The following is a 21,231-nucleotide window of genomic DNA, read 5'->3' as shown; positions in this document are numbered from 1 at the left end:
CTTCAATTGAAGCGCAAAGATAATGTTTTTGAACGTATTTGATGCAGCTGGGGCAATTATCGACTCACTAACTCGGCACCTATATTACAAGACATACAGCGCTTTTGAATACAATATGCGTTATGCAATTCAATCAGACCTTGGCTATCGAAAGCCGAAGCAACATTCCACCCGTGCTGGGACCACAACTTTGTTATTGAATTGGTTTCTTGTGGTAGCGACATCAGCAAGTTCATAGCCTTTTCTAAGTACTCATGCTTATCTTGGTATTGTCCGTAAGCAACAAGTAATGGTACTGTAGTATTAATTAGCAAATTTACTTTAGCGGATTTACTCATCTGACTTACTTTCATCTTGCTCTGCTTATCAATGACAACATGGTTGTTCCAGTATTCTGAATGCTCAATATGCAAATCATCAATGAGTATTTTAGGGGCTTTAAATTCAGTAAAGAGACTGAAGATGTTTTGGTTTTCAAATAGAAAGAAGGCTAACTGTGCTATGCGTATTGTTGGAAAGTTTGACGGTCGGGCACCGGAGAAGTTCCATTGGTTGTAGCTCACGTTTTCCACTAAATTATACTTGGCTTTTAAATACTTATATTCCTTTTTGAGTTGATTTGGATACTCATCGTAAAAATCAATATTTAATAGCCCCGATGTGCCAAAAAGTAAGGCTTCATATTGAACGAGCTGATCGTGTTTTCTTAAAATTTTTGAAGGGACAGACTTTGCCATAGCCAACATATTGTCAGCATTGACTTTAAACCCAAACCCTTTTGATAGCCATTGATAGGCTGTTTCTTCCCATGAGAAATTATTCTCTTTTAGCAAACTCGTAACTGCCTCTGACTTCTTTTTTAGCCTGTTCACTAAGGCCTTCTCCAGCATTGAAAGCCTAGTAATAACTCTTGTTCCCTTAAGTTGATCACCGCAAGGTATTTTGTTTTCTGCTGTTACTATGGCGGTATACCTTTCAAGAAGTTTCGGTTTAATTAAGCCCTTTAGTTCAATCGTCGGAATTGGTAAACCATCTGAGCGTTTAACTTCTTTGTCGTTTTCATAGACTACATGCAATACTACATTTTCGTAGTTAGCATCATTGCTGTGTCCGTGCTTAAACCAGTCGGAGGCTTTGATATGAATTTCTACTGATCCTGCCCAGTGAATTGCTCCTATGGTTAGTTGGGCTTCTTTAAAATCAGGGCCAGCTAGTGTATTGAGTGTTCCAGTTTTATTAACCGATACACTTTCACCACGTGTTGTAGTTAGATTTTGCTTATTGTAGTATTGGTTCTGCCACACAAAGTGGAGAAAGGATTCTTGTATCATGGGTGCGTGCGTTTACACCCAGAATTTAAAGATAATTATCTAAATAACCAGCCATCTCTTGCTGGAGTTCTCGTGCTTTTTGCCCTGCCACGGTAGCGAAATTAACTGATTTATCAGCATAGATTATCCCTCTTGAGGAATTGACCAACAGGCCACAAGTAGAATTCATACCATGCTTTGAAACCTCTTCAAGGCTTCCTCCTTGAGCTCCTACTCCTGGAACTAACAGGAAGTGTTCTGGTACAATCTTACGAATGTTGATCAAAGCTTCGGCTCTAGTAGCACCCACTACGTACATCAATTGGTCATGGCTACCCCATTCTTGACTTTTACGCAATACTTCTTCATAAACATCTCCCCCTTGTGCCAATTCCAAGTTCTGAAAGTCTTTACCACCGGCATTGGAGGTTAGGGCCAACAGGATCACCCATTTATCTGGAAATGCTAAAAATGGTTTAACGGAATCTTCGCCCATGTAAGGGGCAACGGTTATGGAGTCGCAATTCATTTGCTCAAAGAAGGCTTTAGCATACATCTTAGATGTATTTCCAATATCTCCTCTCTTGGCATCTGCCACGATAAAAATATCCTTGGGAATATAATCTATAGTCTTTTGCAAGCTTTGCCAGCCCGATATGCCATGTGCCTCGTAAAAAGCAATATTAGGTTTATAAGCTACGGCATAGTCTGCAGTAGCATCAATAATTTGTTTATTAAAAGTGAAGAGCGGATCCTCCTCTGACAATAAGTGTTCTGGTATTTTTTCTATGTCGGTATCTAAGCCTACACAGAGATACGATGATTTTTTTTGGATTTGCTCAAAGAGCTCTTGTCGATTCATTCGTTACGTAAATCCTCTTTATGTTGCACAGGATTAGCTTTCTCATCAAACTCGAAGAACTTTGCGTCGTAGTTCTGATTAGGTTTGAAACTAGAGACTTCAAAAGCGGAAATTACACCATCATAATCTATTAAATCCCATCCTTTCAAATAAGAATCTTTCTGTCCTATGTACATTGAAATTTTAGGGTAATCCGCATCTTCATCGGTCGAAATCAATTCTATAACATGTACCGGTTCGCCATTTACTTCGTCAAGTCGCTTATATTCAAAATTAAAGCCCTCTTTATAGATGTCGTATATTTTGGCTGGATTAATCGCTCCTTCTTCTGGCTCAAAGTTACTGATCGTTAGTTCTTGTGTTTCGACAAGGTATGTCCATAAAACGGGACCATTACAGTAAATGTGCTGATCTTGAAATTTCAGAACGAATTTTTCTTTGGCTACAGCAGCACTACCACTAAGTCTTTCAATTACTTCTGACTCGCTGATTACTTTTTGTACAAATGCGATTTCATAACCCGGCATGGCCTTGTATGTCTCGCTCATTTTATCAAGGATAGATTTTGCTTCACCTTGCCCTTTGACAGTTATAGAAATAACTACCAAAATCATCACGTAAAATATTCTCTTCATCTTCTTATCTAATCTCTTTGAGTCAATTATCGTCGATAGTATTCAATAACTGTTCCAAACTATATTCATCCGGTATTAATACCTGACGCGCTTTACTCCCTTCAAAAGGACCAACAATTCCTGCTGCTTCTAATTGATCAATCAATCTACCAGCTCTATTGTAGCCCAATTTCAATTTTCGCTGAATCAAACTTGTACTTCCTTGTTGATGCATTACTATCAACTTGGCTGCTTCTTCAAACAGCGCATCTCTATCGGATAAATCAACATCTGCTTTACCAGCATCTCCTTCATCACCTGTGAATTCAGGGAGTAGATAGGCAGATTCATATCCTTTTTGAGAGCCAATAAAGTCGCAAATTTCGTCTACTTCTGGCGTATCTACAAATGCGCATTGCAATCTTATCACATCAGAACCCAAAGAAAGCAACATATCACCTTGCCCAATCAGCTGATCTGCTCCTCCAGTGTCCAAAATTGTCCTAGAATCCACTTTCGAAGTAACTCTAAACGACAACCTTGCTGGGAAGTTTGCTTTGATGATACCGGTAATAACATTCACAGAAGGTCGCTGTGTTGCTACTACCAAGTGAATACCAATTGCCCTCGCTAATTGTGCCAGTCGAGCAATGGGTGTTTCTACTTCCTTACCGGCCGTCATCATTAAATCAGCCAACTCATCTATCACCAAGACGATGTAAGGCAGGAATTTGTGTCCTTTTTCAGGATTAAGTTTTCTATCAACAAACTTCTGATTGTACTCCTTAATATTTCGGCAAGCCGCATCTTTTAATAAATCATAGCGTTGGTCCATTTCAATACATAGAGAGTTCAATGTATTTACAACCAGTTTGGTATCTGTAATAATTGGCTCCTCGTTGTCAGGAAGCTTCGCCAAGTAGTGTCGTTCTATTTTATTGAAAAGTGTTAATTCAACCTTCTTAGGGTCCACCAAAACGAATTTCAATTGTGATGGATGCTTCTTATATAAAAGGGAAGCCAAAATCACGTTCAAGCCGACTGATTTACCTTGACCTGTGGCACCTGCCATCAGTAAGTGAGGCATTTTCGCCAAATCGGCTACAAAAACATCGTTAGAAATAGTCTTACCAAGTCCAACTGGCAAAGCCATATCTGAATTCATGAATTTATCAGTTGATATAACCGACTTCATGGAAACCATTTCCTTATTCTTATTCGGTACTTCAATACCAATAGTTCCTTTTCCCGGAATTGGCGCAATGATTCTAATACCCAATGCGGCAAGACTTAAGGCAATGTCGTCTTCTAAATTCTTGATCTTAGAAATCTTGACACCGGCTTCAGGTACAATCTCGTAAAGGGTTACAGTAGGCCCAATAGTCGCTTTTATGCTCGCAATACCAATTTTGAAATTGGTTAAGGTCTCTACAATCTTATCCTTATTAGCTTGAAGTTCCTCTTTAGTTACTGAGATTTTTCCGGTAGAATACTCCCTCAAGAGCTCAATATTTGGGAACTTAAATTTTGGTAAATCAAGCGTTGGATCGTAGTGCCCGGCTTTCGCAACTAATTTCTCTGCTGCATCATTAATTTCCACTTCAAAACTAGGCTGTTTCTCGGCAGGCTCATTCACTGGAGCAACTTCCAACTCAAGTTCTGTTTCTTTTTTCTTTTCAGCAGGTTTTGCCGGAGTGGCGTCGAGTTCAATAGTTTCTTCCACAACTACAGGCGTTTCAGTAGCCTCAGCCGTTTTTTCCTGTTCTTTTTCTTTCTCTTCTTTTAATGAAACTACCCATTCCTTTAATTCCTCTTCTGAATCAGGCGCCACTTCATTAACTTCTGTTGTGGCTTCTTCTTCAGTTGGCAAAGTTTCTGATTCCGTAGAAAGAGGCGATGGCGATAAATCGTCCATTTCAGCATCTGGACTAGTTTGTTTTTTGAAAGCCAGTACTTCCGTGATATTGAAGAAGAAAATTACAAATACTAACAAGGTAAAGGCCAAAAACAGGATAGTTCCAAATCCTAAAAGGCTATCGAAAAAGATAGATAGTTCATAGCCTAAGCCTCCACTATAAAAGCTCCACTCTGAAACTGAATTTCCTCCTTTGATCATTGAACCCATCAGTAGACTCAACCAGATCAGGAAAAAGGCTACAAAGGAAATGGCTCTAGATAATTTTACAAGTGCTTTACCCCAAACAATCCGGTATCCGAAAATGAACAAGAGTGGTGGTATCAGAAATGCTGAAACGCCAAACCAAGAGAAAATAAGTTTATGAGATACTAGTGCGCCGACTAGCTTCATCCAGTTCGCAGCTTCTTGACCAAGATTTTTAACTGTTTCATCTTGACTAAAAAATGCTTCAACAACACTTTGGTCTACTTTACCGGTAAAGAGATAGCTAACGCAGGCCAGAAAGATAAATACTGACGAGAGTAGTAAAAAGAATCCAATGGAAAGTAGGAACCTTCTGTCTTTCAGGAAAGGGACATTCAGCTTAAATGAAAGTTTCTTCTTAGGCCTTTTTTCCTTGCTATTGGATTTGAAAGTATTGGACTTATAAGTGTTTTTGGCCATCTAAAAATCTAAAACCTGATTATACGAATTTAATCGAATTTAATTAACTGAAACCACAATTGATCAAACGATCTTACTGCTTGGTTTCTTTCCACTGGGCAATCCCTTTGTTTATGCGTTTAACCATACCTGGTCCTTCATAAATAAAGCCTGAATAAACTTGAACAAGGCTAGCTCCCGCTTCTAGCTTATCTATAGCGTCTTTAGCAGTCTGAATGCCTCCAACTCCAATAATTGGAAAACTCCCATTCGACTTTTTATGAAGAAAAGATATGACTTCTGTAGCCCTTTCCTTCACGGCTTGACCACTCAATCCTCCTGCTCCAATTTCTTTAATTGTTTTGCTAGGCGTTCTTAAACCGTCGCGAGAAATAGTTGTATTTGTAGCGATAACGCCATCAATTCCAGTTTCTTCTACTATTTCAACAATATCTAATAGCTGATCTTCAGAAAGATCTGGAGCAATTTTCAGTAAAATCGGTTTTTTCTGATCGAAGGCTTTACCTGCTTCTTGCAAACTATTCAAAATATGCTTCAAGGGCTCTTTTTCTTGGAGCGCCCTCAGGTTTGGTGTATTGGGCGAACTGACGTTTACCACAAAATAGTCTACATAAGGATGAAGTCCTTTAAAACAGATCAAATAATCGTTAACCGCTTCTTCGTTCGGTGTCACTTTGTTTTTACCAATATTTCCACCGATCAGTACATCTGACTTTCTAACCTTAAGTCGTTCGATAGCCGCCTCTAAACCTTGATTATTAAATCCCATCCGATTGATCAAACTCTTATCGTCGGGCAATCTAAAAAGCCTAGGTTTCGGGTTTCCCTCTTGAGGCTTCGGTGTAATTGTTCCTATTTCAATAAAGCCGAAGCCGAAAGCCGATAATTCATCTGATATCTTCGCATCCTTGTCGAAGCCAGCGGCAAGTCCAACCGGATTCTTAAAACTTAAACCGAAACATTCAGAAGCAAGCTTTGGATTAGTATAACCATACATGCCTTCGGCGATAGCCTTGGCACCAGGAACATTAAAGAGTCTTTTAATCCATCGAAATGCAAAATAATGAGCTGCTTCTGCATTTTTAGTAAATAGAAAAGGGCGTATGATACTTTTATACAATGGGGAGCTTTTTGGCAAAAATAGAGCTTATCCTCGAAAGGAATAATTCTTTGGGCAGGAAATCGTAGACATAAAGGTGCTATCGATCAAATTCATCTGAAATAGCCCCTTGAAACAAATCACTTTGGGCGACTAGAGGAAGCTTCTGATGACTGGCCTCGGCCAAATACTCAACATTTTTCATTTAAACTTAAAGTGCGATATTGACGGATATAAAACCATCTCTATTTTGAAGGAATTAAAATACCTTTCTCGTGCAGAACGTCTTTTTACAAAGAGAACCAAGATGACTGAGCCTACAGAAATGGCCCAAGAGCTGAACCAAATGCCTGGTTCTCTTATCTATACGGGCGAACAGCACGTGAGCGAAGTAAGGCTTGAACTCATTAGGTTCAGTGAAACTCATTTCACACAGAGTCTGATTACGATTTCAGAATTGGGCGACGTTCAAAAGAAAGGAAGTATCGCTTGGCTTAACGTGGTAGGACTGCACGAGATTCCTATCATCAAGCAAATTGGAGAGCAATTCAATATTCATACGCTTGTCTTAGAGGATATATTGAACGTAAACCAACGGCCAGTATTCGATGAGCACGACGATCATTATCTTTTTGCCACCAAGATGTTGAGAACCACTGATAAAAAGGTGATCAGCGAACAGTTCAGCATTGTTGTAGGTGAAAACATCATCATTACATTTCAAGAAAAAGATGGGGATGTTTTCGATGGCGTAAGAAACAGATTGAAAAAGCCGAAAGGAAGAATTAGAACAAGAAAATCCGATTATCTGGCTTTTGCCCTACTTGACGTTATAATTGATCACTTTTTAGCCATTATTGAAATATATGGAGATGTGGTAAACGAACAGGAGGTTATGCTCTTGGATGAGGTAAGCAAGGATATTTTAACTGATATCAACTTGGTCAAAAAAGAAGTCAACCTGTTAAGAAGGTATATACGTCCTTTAAAGGATGCCATTATCGCCTTAAACAAGTCAGATTCGGACTTAATTGAAAAAAGAACTCGTCCATTTCTGAAAGATTTACTTGAACATACTACATATGTAGCAGAGAGTATAGAGGTATACCGAGAAACAATTAATGATAACCTCAACACCTATCACACGCATATGACCAATAAGTTGAATGACATTTTAAAGGTTCTAACAATATTCTCGGTCATTTTTATCCCACTTACATTTATGGCGGGTATCTACGGTATGAATTTTGAATTTATTCCTGAGCTCGGTTATAAACATGCTTATCCCATTTTCTGGGGTGTAATTATAATCATTGCCTTAAGCATGCTTTATTACTTCAAAAAGAGAAAATGGCTTTAATCAGCTTCTAGGATGAAATTCCTGAATTATTTGCCTTAGATAGTCTCTATCTAAATGGGTATATATTTCGGTAGTGGTAATAGATTCGTGTCCTAGCATCTCCTGAACTGCTCTCAAATCGGCGCCACCTTCTATTAAATGCGTTGCGAAGGAGTGTCTAAAGGTATGTGGACTAATCGTTTTTTGAATTCCAGCACGTGCTACCAAATCGCGAATAATGGTAAAAACCATTTGTCTAGTGAGTTGCCTCCCTCTCCTATTCAAAAACAGAATGCTTTCGTTACCATGCTTGATATCAAGGTGGTTCCTGATAGTATCTCGATAAACATCAATATGCTTAAGCGCTGTTCTACCAATTGGCACCAAACGTTCTTTGTTTCCCTTGCCAAAAACCCTTAGAAACCCAGCATCGAAATGAACATTGGATACTTTTAGCCCAATAAGCTCACTTACCCTAAGCCCTGAACTGTACAGTGTTTCAAGCATTGCCCTATTTCGTGTTCCCTCTGGCTTAGAGTGGTCAATAGCCTCAAAAATTTGGTCGATTTCTTCCACACTCAATGTATCAGGAAGCTTCCGCCCTAGTTTTGGTGCTTCTAGCAATTCAGAAGGATCCACATTTAATTCACCTTCATAAAGCAGAAATTTATAGAACGACTTAAGGCCTGATATGATTCTGGCTTGAGAAAAAGCGCTCATGCCCAATTCATTAATCCATTCAATAAAATTCTGGAGTTCTATTATTGATACTTCTAAAGGGTTTAGTTCTTTTTCTGAAATGGCTAGAAACTGTTTTAGCTTTTCAACATCTCTTACATAGGCATCCACTGAATTTGCGCTCAAAGACCGCTCTAGCTTTAAATAATTCTCGTATTCCTGTATGTAAACCTCCCAAGACACATTCAATAATAGTCAAATCCTTGACCTAACTTATAATAATCGGCCGTTAAACTTTAGATCAATTGAAGAATCCTGTAGTTTTGATGACTATGAAGGTTATCATCATAAACGGACCAAATTTGAATCTGCTCGGTACCAGAGAGAAAAGCATTTACGGTGATGAGTCTTTTGAAGGCTATTTAGAAAAACTAAAAAGCAATTTCCCGAATATTGAACTGACTTATTATCAGAGTAATATTGAAGGTGAATTGATTAACAAACTTCATGAAGTTGGCTTCGACTTTGATGGCATTATTTTCAATGGTGGTGGCTATACGCATACTTCGGTGGCCATATCAGATGCTATTGCAGCTATTAACACACCCGTAGTAGAAGTACACATATCAAACATTCATGCCAGAGAAGAATTCAGACACCTAAGCCTTATTACAAAGGAATGTGCTGGTATGATTACTGGCTTTGGACTGAAAGGTTATGAAATGGCAATGGGTTATTTAACATCCGACTCTTAAGCAGCGATCGGTGCGTAATTTTTAGGAATGGACAAAAGAATTTCCCTTCCTTTTAAACATAATCACAAAGGCTATTCCTAGCTTTGCATAAACTTTTTAATCATGCTTAGTTTCAAAGCCATCTTATCCGTTACCTTAATCCTGTTTTCAGTGATTGATATACTTGGTTCAACACCAATAATCATTGATTTAAGAAAGAAAAACGGACATATTCAATCCGGAAAGGCCACCTTAGCAGCTGGTATTTTAATGATCTTATTCCTATTTATAGGCGACAATTTATTGGGCCTATTTGGGATCGATGTGGGCTCATTTGCCATAGCTGGTTCTATCGTCATGTTCATTATCGGTTTGGAGATGATTCTTGGCCGAAATTTCTTCAAAAATGATGCGGGAGCAGCAGGAACTTCTTCCATAGTTCCCATTGCTTTTCCATTAATTGCCGGGGCTGGTACGCTTACGACCATCATTTCTATTAGAGCTGAATATTCTGAGCTGAATATCTTAGTTGGTATTGTAGTTAACTTGATTTTCGTTTACATCGTGCTTAAATCTACGAATTGGTTAGAAAGAAAAATTGGCGATGCTGGCCTGGGCGTTTTGCAAAAGGTGTTTGGTATAATCTTATTATCAATCGCCATCAAACTATTTAAAGACAACATCATCAACCTATGATAGTAATTTACACTGATGGCTCTTCTCGCGGCAACCCCGGTCCGGGTGGTTATGGTACTGTACTTAAATACAAGGACTTAAGGAAAGAATTATCGCAAGGTTATCGTAAGACAACCAACAACCGCATGGAGCTGCTAGCCGTGATTACTGGGTTGGAAAGCCTTAAAGTAGAGCAAGCCAAAGTGAAGGTGTATTCCGATTCAAAATATGTTATCGACTCTGTAGAAAAGGGTTGGTTATGGAACTGGATAAAGAAGGATTTCAAGGGTAAAAAGAACAAAGATCTTTGGCTGCGTTTTGCCGATGTATATAAAAAACATCGTGTTACTTTTCAGTGGGTGAAAGGTCATGCTGGTATCGATGAGAATGAAAGGTGCGATCAGTTGGCTGTTGATGCAGCAGAAAGTGGTGATCATTTAGTGGACGAAGGGTTTGAATCTGGACTTTATTCATAAAAGGATTTGGCCAACAGTTACTTCCAATTTAAACAGTTCCGCATTGAGCAAGATAAAGCGGGCATGAAGGTCACTACTGATGGCTGCTTATTTGGTGCACTTATTAAACCTACAGATCAGGGACAAATTTTAGACGTCGGTACGGGTACAGGCTTGCTTTCTTTAATGATTGCCCAAAAGAGCAATACACGCATCCAAGCTATTGAAATTGACAATGATGTGGCAGAGCAAGCCAGTTCAAATTTTGAGGCTTCCCCATGGAAAAATCAATTAACACTTCATAATGCTAGTTTACAGCATTTCGAATCATCTATTCGATTTGAACAGATTGTCTGCAACCCACCTTTTTTCAAAGGAAATGCGCTTGGTAAGTCTACTGTAAAAAACCAAGCCGTTCACGACAATTCGCTGCCCATGAATGTTCTATTGGCCAAGTGCCTTGAGCTTTTATCGGAAAATGGAAGTTTATGGTTGATGTACCCTGCCTATGAAATGACACAGTTCAAATTATTGGCAGAAAAAGCAGGTTTATTTCCAGAAAACTGGATTAGTATTCGAAATAACTCAAATGCTAAGCCCATAAGAATTGTATCCTCGTTTAGCCGAAATAATGGTATAAAGGACATTTCACGCGATATTATTATCAGAGATACCGAACACAATTACACCCAAGAATTCATCGTACTGTTAAAACCATATTATCTCCATTTATAAGGCCTTTTAGGTAAGTTATCCCATACATTTGCAGCCACAATTAAAATCTGATACCTTGGCACCTTTCTTAAGAAACGCATGGAAATATTAGGTATAGACATCGGTGGTAGCGGAATAAAAGGCGCCATTGTTGACACTGAAAAAGGTCACTTAATTTCTGACCGATTTAGAATTCCGACGCCTGAGGGTAGAAAGCCAGACGATATGGCTTTAGTCATCAAGGAAATCCAAGAGCACTTTGACTGGAAAGACAATATTGGCGTGGCTTTTCCAACTGTTGTTGTAAATGGAAAGGCTAAGTACCATAGCAACTTAGACGAAAGTTGGAGAGGAATGCAAATCGATGATCACTTCAGAAATCATTGCAATCAAATTTTCAATGTGATTAATGATGCGGATGCTGCCGGTCTTGCGGAAATGAAATATGGCGCAGGCCGACATCATAGCGGATTAGTGCTTATGGTTACTATAGGTACTGGGCTAGGAAGTGGCCTTTTTTATGATGGCGTATTGATTCCAAATTTTGAATTGGGCCACCTTTACTACAAAAAAGGCCAGAATATAGAGCATTACGCTGCTGATTCGGCTAGAAAACGTGAAAAGCTCGATTTCGATGTTTGGGGAAAAAGACTCAATAAGTTTTTAACGCACGTGGAAAGAATTGTTAGTCCTGACTTTATCATTTTGGCTGGTGGTGTAAGCAAGCACATCCATAAATTTAGAGATCAGATTACGATTAAAACACCTTTTGTGGTGGGCGAAAAAGAAAATAATTCTGGAATTATTGGTGCCGCGGCATTCGCTGCAGACCATCACAAATAATTAACCTTTAATCTGTCAGCTTAAGACTTTGTAAAACATTTTCGTTACCGATTACCTCTGCTTTATTAAGAAATCGCTGCATGCCTAGCATTACCTCATAATTAGGTTGATGAAGATGCTTTGGAATTTTATAAATCCTTTCATCCTTACGATCGAAAGGTGTAGGTACTTTCGAATTGAAGAGGTGCGGCATTAAAATTTTCGAACAACTGAAGGCAATCCTATCGAAGTCATTTTCCTTCAAATGACGCGTTATTCGTTCATTAATTTGTTCGAAAAAGATCATAGTTTTTGCCAAACGAACTCTGGAACCTGCTCTAGATTTTCCTTTTGTTTTCAAATGTTTGAGCTGACTCTTACCCTGTTTTTTCCGAACCATGTAAGCAGATAAAACTTTATGCTCGAGGCAATTTTCTCCCTCAAACACGCCGATAGACGAGCTCCCAGTTTGTACTAGAAGCATCAAGTACTTTACATTGTATTCAGGGTCAATACTACCCGCTTTTACATTCAGCGTAATCGGCAACCTAATTTTCAAGTCAATTGCCTCTTTAGAAAAGAGCAGCTGATGCTTCTCAAAATCATAGTCTGATTTGTATTCACTAGCTTCAAGTGAACGGACAAAATCAATGATTTCAGATCGGTTTAGAAACTTACTCGATTGCTGCACATACAATGATCTCGATTTTGCATTACAAAACACAGCTTTTTTATTGAAGATAACGTGGATGATTATTTTCTTAATTAACTTATAAGAAGCACCTTCGCACCGCGTTATCTAGCTACATAAATGGCCAAAATAAAACTTAAACGAAAAAAGATTTTCAAGTGGTTCTTGAGTCTTTCCATAGTCCTGCTCTTGGGCTTGTTCGGGTTTTATTTTAGTGTTTATTGGAGCTTATGGGAGCCGCTTGCCACAAAAGAACAGCTATCAAATATTCGACAAAGTGAGGCTACAGAAATCTTTGCTTCAGCGGGTGAATTGCTAGGGAAATACTTCATTTTCGACAGGCAACCTATCAGTTTTGAAGAAATTCCGAAGCATTTAATTGAGGCCCTTATTGCAACAGAAGATGCCCGATTCTATGAACACAACGGAGTCGATAGAAGAAGTCTTTTGCGGGTAATATTTAAGACCGTATTGCTAAGAGATGAATCTTCCGGCGGTGGTAGCACCATTTCGCAACAGTTAATTAAAAACCTATATCCGCGTCAAGACCATGGTATCTTTTCAATGCCAGTTTCCAAAACTAGAGAATCCATTCTTGCAGTTCGACTAGAGAAAATTTACTCTAAAGAAGAGGTCCTAACGCTTTACCTGAATACGGTTCCTTTTGGCGATAATACATTCGGCATTGAAAGTGCTGCTGAAAAGTTTTTCAGTAAAACGGCTCAAGAATTAACGCTTGAAGAGTCCGCAGTTATCGTAGGCATGCTCAAAGCTTCACATAGCTACAACCCACGCTTGTTTCCTGAGCGCTCTGAGTTAAGGCGTAACGTGGTGATGAATCAAATGAAAAAATATGGCTTCTTAACCGACGAGGAATATCAGATTTCATCGAAAAGACCGCTGGAATTGAGCTATACGCCTTATAGTCATAACAAAGGTATAGCGGCTTATTTTCGAGCTAATCTTAGAAAAAAAGTACAATCATGGCTTCAATCATATAATGATTCAGTCGGCACGGACTACAACTTGTTTACGAGTGGTTTAAAGGTTTATACTACGCTCGACTATAACATGCAAAAGCTGGCTGAGGAGTCTTTAACCCAACACTTAACTCAGCTTCAAACTGATTTTGAAAAGAGTTATGGGCAAAGGGCGCCATGGCTTAGAAATTCAGAAATCTTAAAAGATGCACTGTATCGATCGAGCGTATATAAAAAACTTAAAGCTACTGGGCTTTCAGAAAAAGCCATCAGAGATTCTTTAAGCCAAAAACATAATGTAGAATTATGGGACTGGAATGGCAAAAAAATAGTTCAAGCAAGTACTTTAGACAGTATCCGTCATTATACAAAATTTCTCAACGCCGGGGTTTTATCTGTCGATCCATTTGCTGGAGAAATTAAAGCTTGGATAGGTGGAATTGATTACGAGCACTTTCAATACGACCATGTTTCACAAAGTAAGCGACAAGTTGGCTCCACGTTTAAACCGATCGTATATGCCACGGCCTTAGAGCAAGGCATAGCCCCTTGTCAGTTCTATTCTGCTCGCCAAGTGACTTACGCCAATTATAACAATTGGACACCCGTAAACTCAGGTACCCCAGACTACGACAAACGCTATGCGATGAAAGCCGCACTAGCCAATTCTGTCAATACAGTGGCCGTAAAAGTGATGGAAGATGGCGGCATTGAAAATGTAATCGATTTGGCGCATAGGATGGGCATAGCATCGGAAATACCTCAGGTACCTTCTATCGCTTTGGGCACTGCAGGTTTATCGATTATGGAATTGGCAAAGGCTTACACTAGTTTCTTAAATAAGGGAAGACCCTCCACTCCATTTTTTATTAAAAGAATTGAAAACAGTAATGGGGATGTCTTGGCTGAATTTGACCCTGAAGTAGCAGAAGAAGCAGTCTTTTCGGAGAAAACAAGGTTGGCCGTGTTGGAAATGATGAAGGGCGTAGTAGATGAAGGAACTGCCACGCGTTTACGCTGGAAGTATGGTTTAAAAAATGACATTGCTGGAAAAACAGGAACTACACAAGACAATAAAGACGGCTGGTTCGTTGGCATTACCCCTCGTCTAATTACAATTTCATGGGTTGGTGCTGATGATTACCGAGTAGGTTTTAAAACAACAGCTATGGGACAAGGTGCTAATTCTGCGCTTCCAATTTTCGGATTATTACAGCAAAAAATGATCGCTCAGGGTGGTTTTGAGCGCTATACAGATGCACAATTCCCTCCTCCATCCATTGCCATTCAAAATATGATGGGTTGTGCCACTGAAAAGAAAACGGGTGTACTCAATCGCGTATTCGTGGACAACAGTAAACCAAAGGTCACGGAGTTTAATTATACTCCTGAAACGGCCGAACCAAAAAAGAAAGAAGGCATACTTAAGAAGATTGGAAACATCTTTAAACGCAAAGACAAGAAAAAGAAGAAGAAAAGAGGTAGCTAAAGTTGATTTCAGTCTAGTTCCACCTCTTCTTCTACAAAATCGAAGCCCAAAGTCTCAAGCTCAGCTAAAATTGGGTTATAGAATTCTGGCGTAATTGGAATTTGCACACCACGAGCTTCTATCTTTCCTTCCATTAAAAGTTTTGTAGCTATTCCAAGTGGCAGGCCTACGGTTTTAGACATAGCGGTATCAATAGCATTTTCGCCATTGGCAACCATAGCCGATCTTATTCTTTTTGTCTTTCCGTTCTCTTCATAATCGAATAAATGCCACATCACAATTTGATCTTTCTGATCGGGACCAATTGTCCATTTTTTCTTTAAAATGTGCTCTAAAATTTGTGCAGGCGTGCCTTTCATTAAACCGACGGACTCCTCATCGAAAATACCTAGCCAATTCAATTTGTGCATTTCGGCACCGTCCTTATCTAAACCTAAATAATGGGCGAGTTTTAGTTCAACAGAATCATCAGGATTGAAAGATAAAAAAGAGTTAATAAACTGACGATGCGTCATTTCGGCTACTGATTCCATTTCATATGAATCATCAGTGGCGCCTAGCTGTACAAAGATATCCCATGCCTTACAAAAACCAGGTCTTCTTAATGTGCCTCTATAAAGTGTCTTGATACCCTCAAGTTCATACACTTCCAAATACTTCAAAGAATCTCTATTGGCATACCCTTCAAAGTAGCCATGTCCTGGTATGTGGATCATCTCAATTCGTCTGAAAAGTTTCGGGTATGGAATATATTTAAAACGTCCTTCCTGGATGAATTTAACGGTGCCTTGACCTGCCAAAACAACATTTCTTGGATTCCAAGTAAAGCCATACGCCCAAGGGTTATCATCTTTCGGATCCGGAGCTAGAAGTCCGCCGGTAAATGATTCAAATGCTCTTAGCTCCTGCCCCTTTTCATTCCTGACAAAGTCGATTACTTTTTTAGCGGACATATGATCTATTCCCGGATCGAGTCCACATTCATTTAAAAATAAAAGACCTTGTTTTTCAGCTTGCTCGCTCAGTGCTTTCATATCTTCAGAAACATAGGAAGCCGTAATAAGGTGTTTATCAAACTTCAAACATGTTTCAGCCACTGTCGGATGAAACCTAGCCGGCAGCATAGAAATCACCACATCATTTTGAGCAATTAGCGCCTCTTTCTCATCGTCTTTGTTAATATTGAAAGCAATGGCCTTCCCATTGGGGTGATTATTAACTTTTTCTTCAGCCAGTTGAAGTGCATAATCGGCTACGCTCACCGTCCAGCCCTTAGTAGCCGCCGTTTCGAGTAAATAAGAAATGAGTGAAGTTGCGGAACGACCAGCTCCTAAAACGAGGATGTTATTCATACTAAAAAAATCTTTGAACCCGAATTAGGGGAAAACTCATTTAAGTTCAAATGAATACTTCGAAATGCTTTTCGACAACCTTGCTTACGAAACATTCGTATCTTCCTATCCGCTTGAAATTAAGCTATGCCAAAAGAAATCAAGAAAGAACTTTCACTATACGTTTATCAAAAAAACGAACTGAGTACCGAAGTACAATCCCTTCTTCAAAATGCCCATGCTGCTGCTGAGAACGCCAGAGCACCTTATTCAGAATTTAAAGTTGGTGCCGCTTTAATGCTAGAAGATGGAACGGTTGTATTGGGCAATAACCAGGAAAATGCCGCCTATCCGTCGGGGCTTTGCGCCGAACGTGTAGCTTTTTTCTCTGCTAAAGCGAATAACCCGAAAGCAAGGGTGCTGAAAGTGGCTATTGTTGCGTTGAAAATGGACGCTGATGAAAACAACATTCCTGCACCTTGTGGCAGTTGTAGGCAGGTAATGAGTGAGTACGAAGTGGAGCAAGAAAGCGACATAGCAGTATACCTTACTGGCGGAAAAGGCAAAGTACTCATGTCAAAATCAATTGATAACTTATTACCTTTCAAGTTCTCTGTGGAGCAACTTTCTTAATTAATGGAAAACAGAATTACAATTCCTTTTCAAGCACGTTATGAAATATTAGGCATCCCTAGTTCAGCAATTGACCAAATATGGTTTGTATGTCATGGGCATGGACAGCTCGCTAAATATTTCATTCGGAAATTTGAAGAGATCGATAACGGTAAGACTTTAATTGTGGCTCCAGAGGGATTATTCAAGTATTACTTACAAGGTTTTACCGGAAGGGTTGGTGCTACTTGGATGACAAAAGAAGATCGCCTGAATGATATTGAGAATTACTTGACCTATTTATCCGCGGTAATGAATGAAGTAAAATCGAAGGTCAAAAAAGATGTCCAAGTAACCTTGCTTGGTTTTTCTCAAGGTGGTGCTACTATTTCGCGTTTTGCGACACAAACAGATGTTCATTTCGATCGATTAGTACTTTGGGCTGGTATATTCCCACCTGACTTACCTCCTTTAGAAAGCAACCGAAAACTTCGTGACAAGGAGTGCTTGCTTGTTTATGGAACGGATGATGAATATTTGACCGAAGCACGGATTGCTGAACAAAAAAGTATTGCTACAGAAATTAAAATCGTGCCCGAGACCTTGACTTTCAAAGGCGGACACGAACTCAATAAGCGTTTGCTTCAGGAAATCAACGAGAGACCTTATCGCCAGAACTGACTATCTCTGGCAAATTTTGTCACCACTTTTGATGGTACTATGGATACTGGGCCTGCATAAATCCCTCCATTGTCGCCAATATCTTCTACGCGAACGGCAATGGTATTTTTACCGGGTTTAAGCAAGTTAATTGGTATGTCGTAAAGTCGTAATTCACTAAAACTTCTCGATCTTCCAATTCTTCTACCGTCATTGGTTTCACCAATTTTGACTCCATTGATGAAGATTTCGTCAAAGTCATCGATATAGCCACCGACTAGCGTGAATTCTTTAATCTTTCCTCCTTCAGGAATATCAAACTCCTTACGGTACCAAGCAAAACCTCGGTAATCACGAATGCCTATTGTTTTCCAGTTAGAAGGAACAATAATGTCCTGCCAGTTAGTATCATCATAATTCTCCTCAGCGTATTCTTCTCTATCTCTCGTTCTGATTTTCCATACACCCTCAAGCGAATACATTTCATCATAAGCAGCATCGGCCACTAATAAACCAACTTCTCCGCTATAGATACCGCCTTCTCCGCCTTTATCGAAAACTCTTACGGCTATTGTGTTTTTTCCATTTCTATCAATGAGTTTGGTGGGAATTCTATATTCTCTTTTGGCGTTCCATGCAGTGGAATAATTAGGCGGGAAACTCCCTGAAAAACCAATTTTGACACCATTGAAGAAAACCTCATCTACATCATCGATATAGCCAAGTCTTAAATAGTGCGTTCCTTCGTCTTCAAATTCGTCGCCATCAATCTTGGTTCGGTACCAAGCGAATCCGTCATAGCCATTGAAGCCTTCGCGTTCCCATCTTCTTGGTACATAAATTTCTTCCCACCCAGAATCGTCATAGTCTTTCTCCGAGTACTCCGACTTATCTCCAATGAAAAATTTCCAATCCCCTCTTAGATTGTATACTCGATCGAGATCCTGACCTGAAACTCCGATAATGACGAGTAATAATAACGATGTGAAAATACTTTTATACATGCTTTGCGTTTCTAAAACCCAACCACTCATTAGAGTGGCTGAGCTGTTAATAGTTTAGTTGTGTTAGTTTTAACCGTTGGGCTGTTGTTGTTTCTTATTCAAACATACGAGGCATATAAAAAGCGAATGTCATATGCCCGTAAAGAGATGTCATGAAATGTCACAATCGACAAAAAACACCTTCATTTAGCCCTAATTGCATTGTATTTGTACTTTTTTAGTTTAAAATAAATTTATACCCTACCCCATGAACAGTCAAAATATGCTTGGGTTCATTAGGGTTTTCTTCTATTCTTTGTCGCAACCTTAAGATAAAGTTGTCAACCGTTCTGGTCGTCGGTTGGCTTTCATAACCCCAAACCTTATTTAATAAGTCATAACGACTCACTACTTCATTTTTGTGTTCCAAGAGGTATTGTAATATTTCATACTCCTTATGAGACATTCTTATATCGCCATCGGCATTCGAAGCAGTAAACTGTGAAAAGTCAATCGTCAGGTTACCAATAGTCACTGGTCCCGAAACATCATTCGATTCTGCGGGTTTGAACCTTCTCAGAATTGCTTTTACACGAGCAATTAACTCCCTTAAACTGAATGGTTTCGTTAGATAATCATCTGCACCTAGTTCCAACCCTAAAACCTTATCAATTTCTTCACTCTTAGCCGTCAGGAATATAATTGGTGTTAAAACCCCTTGTTTACGGATGGCTTTGCAAACATCGAACCCAGACATCTTGGGCATCATTACATCTAATATGATTAAGTCATACAAGCCGTTCTGAGCTTTTTCCAAGCCTTCCTGACCGTCAATAGCTACTTCTACTTCGTAAGACTCAAACTCTAGATTATCCTTTAAACCTAAGCGCATTGCCGGCTCATCCTCTACTATTAGAATTCTAGGCATTTTCGTTTTTATGTAATGGAAAAAATAATTTAAAAGTACTGCCCTTGCCAACTGTACTGGTTACTTCAACCTTGCCTTGATGGGCATCCATGATATGCTGTACAATCGTTAATCCCAAACCGGACCCTTTTGTGTCATGCACATCGCCAGTCGGAACACGATAGAATTTCTCGAACAGTTTATCCAATTGATTCTTCGGTATACCCATGCCATGATCCGTTACTGAAACAAAGGCCATGTCGTTTTTCAGTCCGGAGGCAATTACTAAGTCCTTTTCGTCCTGGCTGTATTTCATGCCATTATCTAAAAGGTTTACCAAGACTTCAATTAAGGCTTCATGGTCGGCCTCCACGTGAAGCGATTCGCTGTGAAGATTGATGGCATGTTTAAAGCCATTATTCTCTAAATGATAGGAATAAGTATTGAACACCTCTTCTATCACTTTATTCAAGTCAACAACTCTTTTGTCGTAAGTTCTTTTGCTAGCCTCTATTTTAGAAAAACTCAGAATGCGATTTACCATATTGGTGAGGCGACTGACTTCCTTAGTAATAATACCGTAGTATTCTTTCTTTTTCTCCTCGGTTCTTACACGATCCATCAGCAAGGTTTCAGCAAACATGTTAATTAACGCGAGTGGCGTTCTTATTTCATGAGAAACGTTCGAAACAAAATCGGCTTTCTTTTGAGCCAATTTCATTTCTTGTTGAATACTTCTGAAGACGAGAATAATTCCAATGATCATCACAACCATCAGTAAGCCGAGCGCAATCATACTCTGTGTTTTCCGTCGATCCACCGCTTCTCGTACAGTACCCCCTGCCCTATCAATACCGATTTCGTACTTCGGTAGCAAATCGATCGGTTCGCTTTCATAACTGCCGAATATATTTTCAACGGTGGAGTAAACGATGTAGCCATCGGATATTCTACGGCAAGTTAGAATAAAATCATCCCGAGCTATTTCTTGAAATTTCGGTACCAAATACTGCTCTATCATGAGCACAGCATCGAAGAAATAGATACCAAACTTGGCAGATTCACCTGAACCCAAAACAAAGAAGAAGAAATCGAGCTCTTTGCCTTTATTAAAAAACTGCTTATCGCTTTTTTCAATTTTCATGAAATCACCAGCTTCTTTATACTGTAGAAGTCGGTCGAAAACACTTTCATTCTGTGAGTAAATGCTATCCGCTACTTGTTTGAGCCCTCTCCCTTCATATTGACTCAAAGTGTAAAGCTGATCGCTTGCATCTGTAGCATCTTTCAAATATAGTCCCCAGAAAAAGTTATAAATACTCAACTCATTAAGCCATTCTTCGTCGGTTACAACGCCTAAATCCCGATCCATCATGGTGGTAATATCTGAGACTTTATCTTGCACACTTTGGTTTATGGAAAAGAGTACAGATTCCAATTGACGCTGATAAATCTTTTCTAATTCGCGTTCGTCGGCTGTGAGAGAGTTTAATTCGAAAACGCCATAAACTATGACCGGAATGATCAGAATGAATAGAATGGCGATAAGAGGTTTGTTTGCGCGTTTTTTCAACCTAAATCTTATTAGAATATGCTCGAAAATACAAAAAGGATGGCCCTACAATTAATTCTGTGACAATCTTTTACAAGCGATGGATTTTTAAAGAGTAATTCCTATCTTTGCAGGCCGAAAAA

Annotated in this window: 20 protein-coding genes; 9 read left to right on the top strand and 11 right to left on the bottom strand. The window is 39.3% G+C overall.

What is annotated here, in order from left to right:
* Positions 1 to 56 precede the first annotated feature (56 nt).
* From JXQ92_RS16970 to JXQ92_RS16950, 5 genes are all read right to left on the bottom strand, one after another.
* On the bottom strand, positions 57 to 1,331 hold the full coding sequence (locus JXQ92_RS16970; protein WP_421987834.1) for a DUF2851 family protein: 1,275 nt from the start codon (positions 1,329 to 1,331) through the stop codon (positions 57 to 59).
* A gap of 25 nt (positions 1,332 to 1,356) precedes the next feature.
* Positions 1,357 to 2,172, bottom strand: coding sequence for an orotidine-5'-phosphate decarboxylase (pyrF, locus tag JXQ92_RS16965; RefSeq protein ID WP_421987833.1), 816 nt, complete (start codon positions 2,170 to 2,172; stop codon positions 1,357 to 1,359).
* On the bottom strand, positions 2,169 to 2,807 hold the full coding sequence (locus JXQ92_RS16960) for a LolA family protein (protein WP_421987832.1): 639 nt from the start codon (positions 2,805 to 2,807) through the stop codon (positions 2,169 to 2,171). The genes pyrF and JXQ92_RS16960 overlap by 4 nt, the downstream gene beginning before the upstream one ends.
* A 22-nt stretch (positions 2,808 to 2,829) precedes the next feature.
* Positions 2,830 to 5,367, bottom strand: a complete 2,538-nt coding sequence (locus tag JXQ92_RS16955; protein ID WP_421987831.1) for a DNA translocase FtsK 4TM domain-containing protein — start codon at positions 5,365 to 5,367, stop codon at positions 2,830 to 2,832.
* A 73-nt stretch (positions 5,368 to 5,440) separates the two neighbouring features.
* Positions 5,441 to 6,487 carry a quinone-dependent dihydroorotate dehydrogenase gene (locus JXQ92_RS16950; RefSeq protein ID WP_421987830.1) on the bottom strand — a complete coding sequence of 349 codons (1,047 nt, stop codon included), beginning with the start codon at positions 6,485 to 6,487 and terminating at the stop codon, positions 5,441 to 5,443.
* 229 nt (positions 6,488 to 6,716) lie between these two features.
* On the opposite strand from JXQ92_RS16950, the gene corA reads away from it, so the two are divergent.
* Positions 6,717 to 7,826 carry a magnesium/cobalt transporter CorA gene (gene corA, locus JXQ92_RS16945; protein WP_421987829.1) on the top strand — a complete coding sequence of 370 codons (1,110 nt, stop codon included), beginning with the start codon at positions 6,717 to 6,719 and terminating at the stop codon, positions 7,824 to 7,826.
* On the opposite strand, the gene xerD is transcribed toward corA, so the two are convergent.
* Positions 7,827 to 8,726: a site-specific tyrosine recombinase XerD gene (xerD, locus tag JXQ92_RS16940; protein WP_421987828.1), complete on the bottom strand. Its 900-nt coding sequence runs from the start codon at positions 8,724 to 8,726 to the stop codon at positions 7,827 to 7,829.
* 89 nt (positions 8,727 to 8,815) lie between these two features.
* On the opposite strand from xerD, the gene aroQ reads away from it, so the two are divergent.
* The 5 genes from aroQ to ppgK all read left to right on the top strand — a co-directional run bounded on the left by aroQ (position 8,816) and on the right by ppgK (position 11,904).
* The gene (aroQ, locus tag JXQ92_RS16935) at positions 8,816 to 9,238 is read left to right on the top strand and encodes a type II 3-dehydroquinate dehydratase (RefSeq protein WP_421987871.1); all 423 of its coding nucleotides are present in this window, start codon (positions 8,816 to 8,818) and stop codon (positions 9,236 to 9,238) included.
* 102 nt (positions 9,239 to 9,340) lie between these two features.
* Positions 9,341 to 9,913 carry a MarC family protein gene (locus JXQ92_RS16930; protein ID WP_421987827.1) on the top strand — a complete coding sequence of 191 codons (573 nt, stop codon included), beginning with the start codon at positions 9,341 to 9,343 and terminating at the stop codon, positions 9,911 to 9,913.
* Positions 9,910 to 10,368: a ribonuclease HI gene (rnhA, locus tag JXQ92_RS16925; RefSeq protein WP_421987826.1), complete on the top strand. Its 459-nt coding sequence runs from the start codon at positions 9,910 to 9,912 to the stop codon at positions 10,366 to 10,368. The genes JXQ92_RS16930 and rnhA overlap by 4 nt, the downstream gene beginning before the upstream one ends.
* Positions 10,369 to 10,431: 63 nt before the next feature.
* Positions 10,432 to 11,082 carry a tRNA1(Val) (adenine(37)-N6)-methyltransferase gene (locus JXQ92_RS16920; protein WP_421987825.1) on the top strand — a complete coding sequence of 217 codons (651 nt, stop codon included), beginning with the start codon at positions 10,432 to 10,434 and terminating at the stop codon, positions 11,080 to 11,082.
* A 78-nt stretch (positions 11,083 to 11,160) separates the two neighbouring features.
* Complete coding sequence (gene ppgK, locus JXQ92_RS16915) at positions 11,161 to 11,904, top strand: polyphosphate--glucose phosphotransferase (RefSeq protein ID WP_421987824.1); 744 nt, start codon at positions 11,161 to 11,163, stop codon at positions 11,902 to 11,904.
* Positions 11,905 to 11,911: 7 nt separating this feature from the next.
* Here the strand turns inward: ppgK and JXQ92_RS16910 are convergent, their stop codons facing one another.
* On the bottom strand, positions 11,912 to 12,607 hold the full coding sequence (locus JXQ92_RS16910) for a hypothetical protein (RefSeq protein ID WP_421987823.1): 696 nt from the start codon (positions 12,605 to 12,607) through the stop codon (positions 11,912 to 11,914).
* A gap of 87 nt (positions 12,608 to 12,694) precedes the next feature.
* Here JXQ92_RS16910 and JXQ92_RS16905 point away from each other — a divergent pair, with 87 nt between their 5' ends.
* A complete protein-coding gene (locus JXQ92_RS16905) occupies positions 12,695 to 15,043 on the top strand; it encodes a penicillin-binding protein 1A (protein WP_421987822.1) in 2,349 nt (782 codons plus the stop codon).
* A gap of 8 nt (positions 15,044 to 15,051) precedes the next feature.
* Here the strand turns inward: JXQ92_RS16905 and JXQ92_RS16900 are convergent, their stop codons facing one another.
* The gene (locus JXQ92_RS16900) at positions 15,052 to 16,395 is read right to left on the bottom strand and encodes a saccharopine dehydrogenase family protein (RefSeq protein ID WP_421987821.1); all 1,344 of its coding nucleotides are present in this window, start codon (positions 16,393 to 16,395) and stop codon (positions 15,052 to 15,054) included.
* Positions 16,396 to 16,521: 126 nt separating this feature from the next.
* Here JXQ92_RS16900 and JXQ92_RS16895 point away from each other — a divergent pair, with 126 nt between their 5' ends.
* Positions 16,522 to 17,007 (top strand): cytidine deaminase, encoded by a 486-nt coding sequence (locus JXQ92_RS16895; protein ID WP_421987820.1) that lies wholly within the window; start codon positions 16,522 to 16,524, stop codon positions 17,005 to 17,007.
* Positions 17,008 to 17,010: 3 nt separating this feature from the next.
* Positions 17,011 to 17,667, top strand: a complete 657-nt coding sequence (locus tag JXQ92_RS16890) for an alpha/beta hydrolase (protein WP_421987819.1) — start codon at positions 17,011 to 17,013, stop codon at positions 17,665 to 17,667.
* On the opposite strand, the gene JXQ92_RS16885 is transcribed toward JXQ92_RS16890, so the two are convergent.
* The 3 genes from JXQ92_RS16885 to JXQ92_RS16875 form a co-directional block, all read right to left on the bottom strand.
* The gene (locus tag JXQ92_RS16885) at positions 17,652 to 18,650 is read right to left on the bottom strand and encodes a sugar-binding domain-containing protein (protein ID WP_421987818.1); all 999 of its coding nucleotides are present in this window, start codon (positions 18,648 to 18,650) and stop codon (positions 17,652 to 17,654) included. The genes JXQ92_RS16890 and JXQ92_RS16885 overlap by 16 nt on opposite strands.
* Positions 18,651 to 18,867: 217 nt before the next feature.
* Positions 18,868 to 19,557 carry a response regulator transcription factor gene (locus tag JXQ92_RS16880; protein ID WP_421987817.1) on the bottom strand — a complete coding sequence of 230 codons (690 nt, stop codon included), beginning with the start codon at positions 19,555 to 19,557 and terminating at the stop codon, positions 18,868 to 18,870.
* Positions 19,550 to 21,109, bottom strand: coding sequence for a sensor histidine kinase (locus tag JXQ92_RS16875; RefSeq protein ID WP_421987816.1), 1,560 nt, complete (start codon positions 21,107 to 21,109; stop codon positions 19,550 to 19,552). The genes JXQ92_RS16880 and JXQ92_RS16875 overlap by 8 nt, the downstream gene beginning before the upstream one ends.
* Positions 21,110 to 21,231 lie beyond the last annotated feature (122 nt).

It is taken from the genome of Roseivirga sp., from assembly GCF_049099775.1.
Lineage (GTDB): Bacteria > Bacteroidota > Bacteroidia > Cytophagales > Cyclobacteriaceae > Roseivirga.
This window is presented reverse-complemented; position numbering and strand designations above follow the sequence as displayed.

What these genes read in the sequence shown, in the direction of transcription:
- aroQ (WP_421987871.1), top strand. Translation starts at nt 8,816, where the DNA reads ATGAAGGTTATCATCATAAACGGACCAAATTTGAATCTGCTCGGTACC.
- pyrF (WP_421987833.1), bottom strand. Translation starts at nt 2,172, where the DNA reads ATGAATCGACAAGAGCTCTTTGAGCAAATCCAAAAAAAATCATCGTAT.
- JXQ92_RS16880 (WP_421987817.1), bottom strand. Translation starts at nt 19,557, where the DNA reads ATGCCTAGAATTCTAATAGTAGAGGATGAGCCGGCAATGCGCTTAGGT.
- JXQ92_RS16960 (WP_421987832.1), bottom strand. Translation starts at nt 2,807, where the DNA reads ATGAAGAGAATATTTTACGTGATGATTTTGGTAGTTATTTCTATAACT.
- JXQ92_RS16920 (WP_421987825.1), top strand. Translation starts at nt 10,432, where the DNA reads ATGAAGGTCACTACTGATGGCTGCTTATTTGGTGCACTTATTAAACCT.
- JXQ92_RS16895 (WP_421987820.1), top strand. Translation starts at nt 16,522, where the DNA reads ATGCCAAAAGAAATCAAGAAAGAACTTTCACTATACGTTTATCAAAAA.
- JXQ92_RS16955 (WP_421987831.1), bottom strand. Translation starts at nt 5,367, where the DNA reads ATGGCCAAAAACACTTATAAGTCCAATACTTTCAAATCCAATAGCAAG.
- JXQ92_RS16900 (WP_421987821.1), bottom strand. Translation starts at nt 16,395, where the DNA reads ATGAATAACATCCTCGTTTTAGGAGCTGGTCGTTCCGCAACTTCACTC.
- JXQ92_RS16885 (WP_421987818.1), bottom strand. Translation starts at nt 18,650, where the DNA reads ATGTATAAAAGTATTTTCACATCGTTATTATTACTCGTCATTATCGGA.
- JXQ92_RS16890 (WP_421987819.1), top strand. Translation starts at nt 17,011, where the DNA reads ATGGAAAACAGAATTACAATTCCTTTTCAAGCACGTTATGAAATATTA.
- rnhA (WP_421987826.1), top strand. Translation starts at nt 9,910, where the DNA reads ATGATAGTAATTTACACTGATGGCTCTTCTCGCGGCAACCCCGGTCCG.
- ppgK (WP_421987824.1), top strand. Translation starts at nt 11,161, where the DNA reads ATGGAAATATTAGGTATAGACATCGGTGGTAGCGGAATAAAAGGCGCC.
- JXQ92_RS16930 (WP_421987827.1), top strand. Translation starts at nt 9,341, where the DNA reads ATGCTTAGTTTCAAAGCCATCTTATCCGTTACCTTAATCCTGTTTTCA.
- JXQ92_RS16970 (WP_421987834.1), bottom strand. Translation starts at nt 1,331, where the DNA reads ATGATACAAGAATCCTTTCTCCACTTTGTGTGGCAGAACCAATACTAC.
- JXQ92_RS16905 (WP_421987822.1), top strand. Translation starts at nt 12,695, where the DNA reads ATGGCCAAAATAAAACTTAAACGAAAAAAGATTTTCAAGTGGTTCTTG.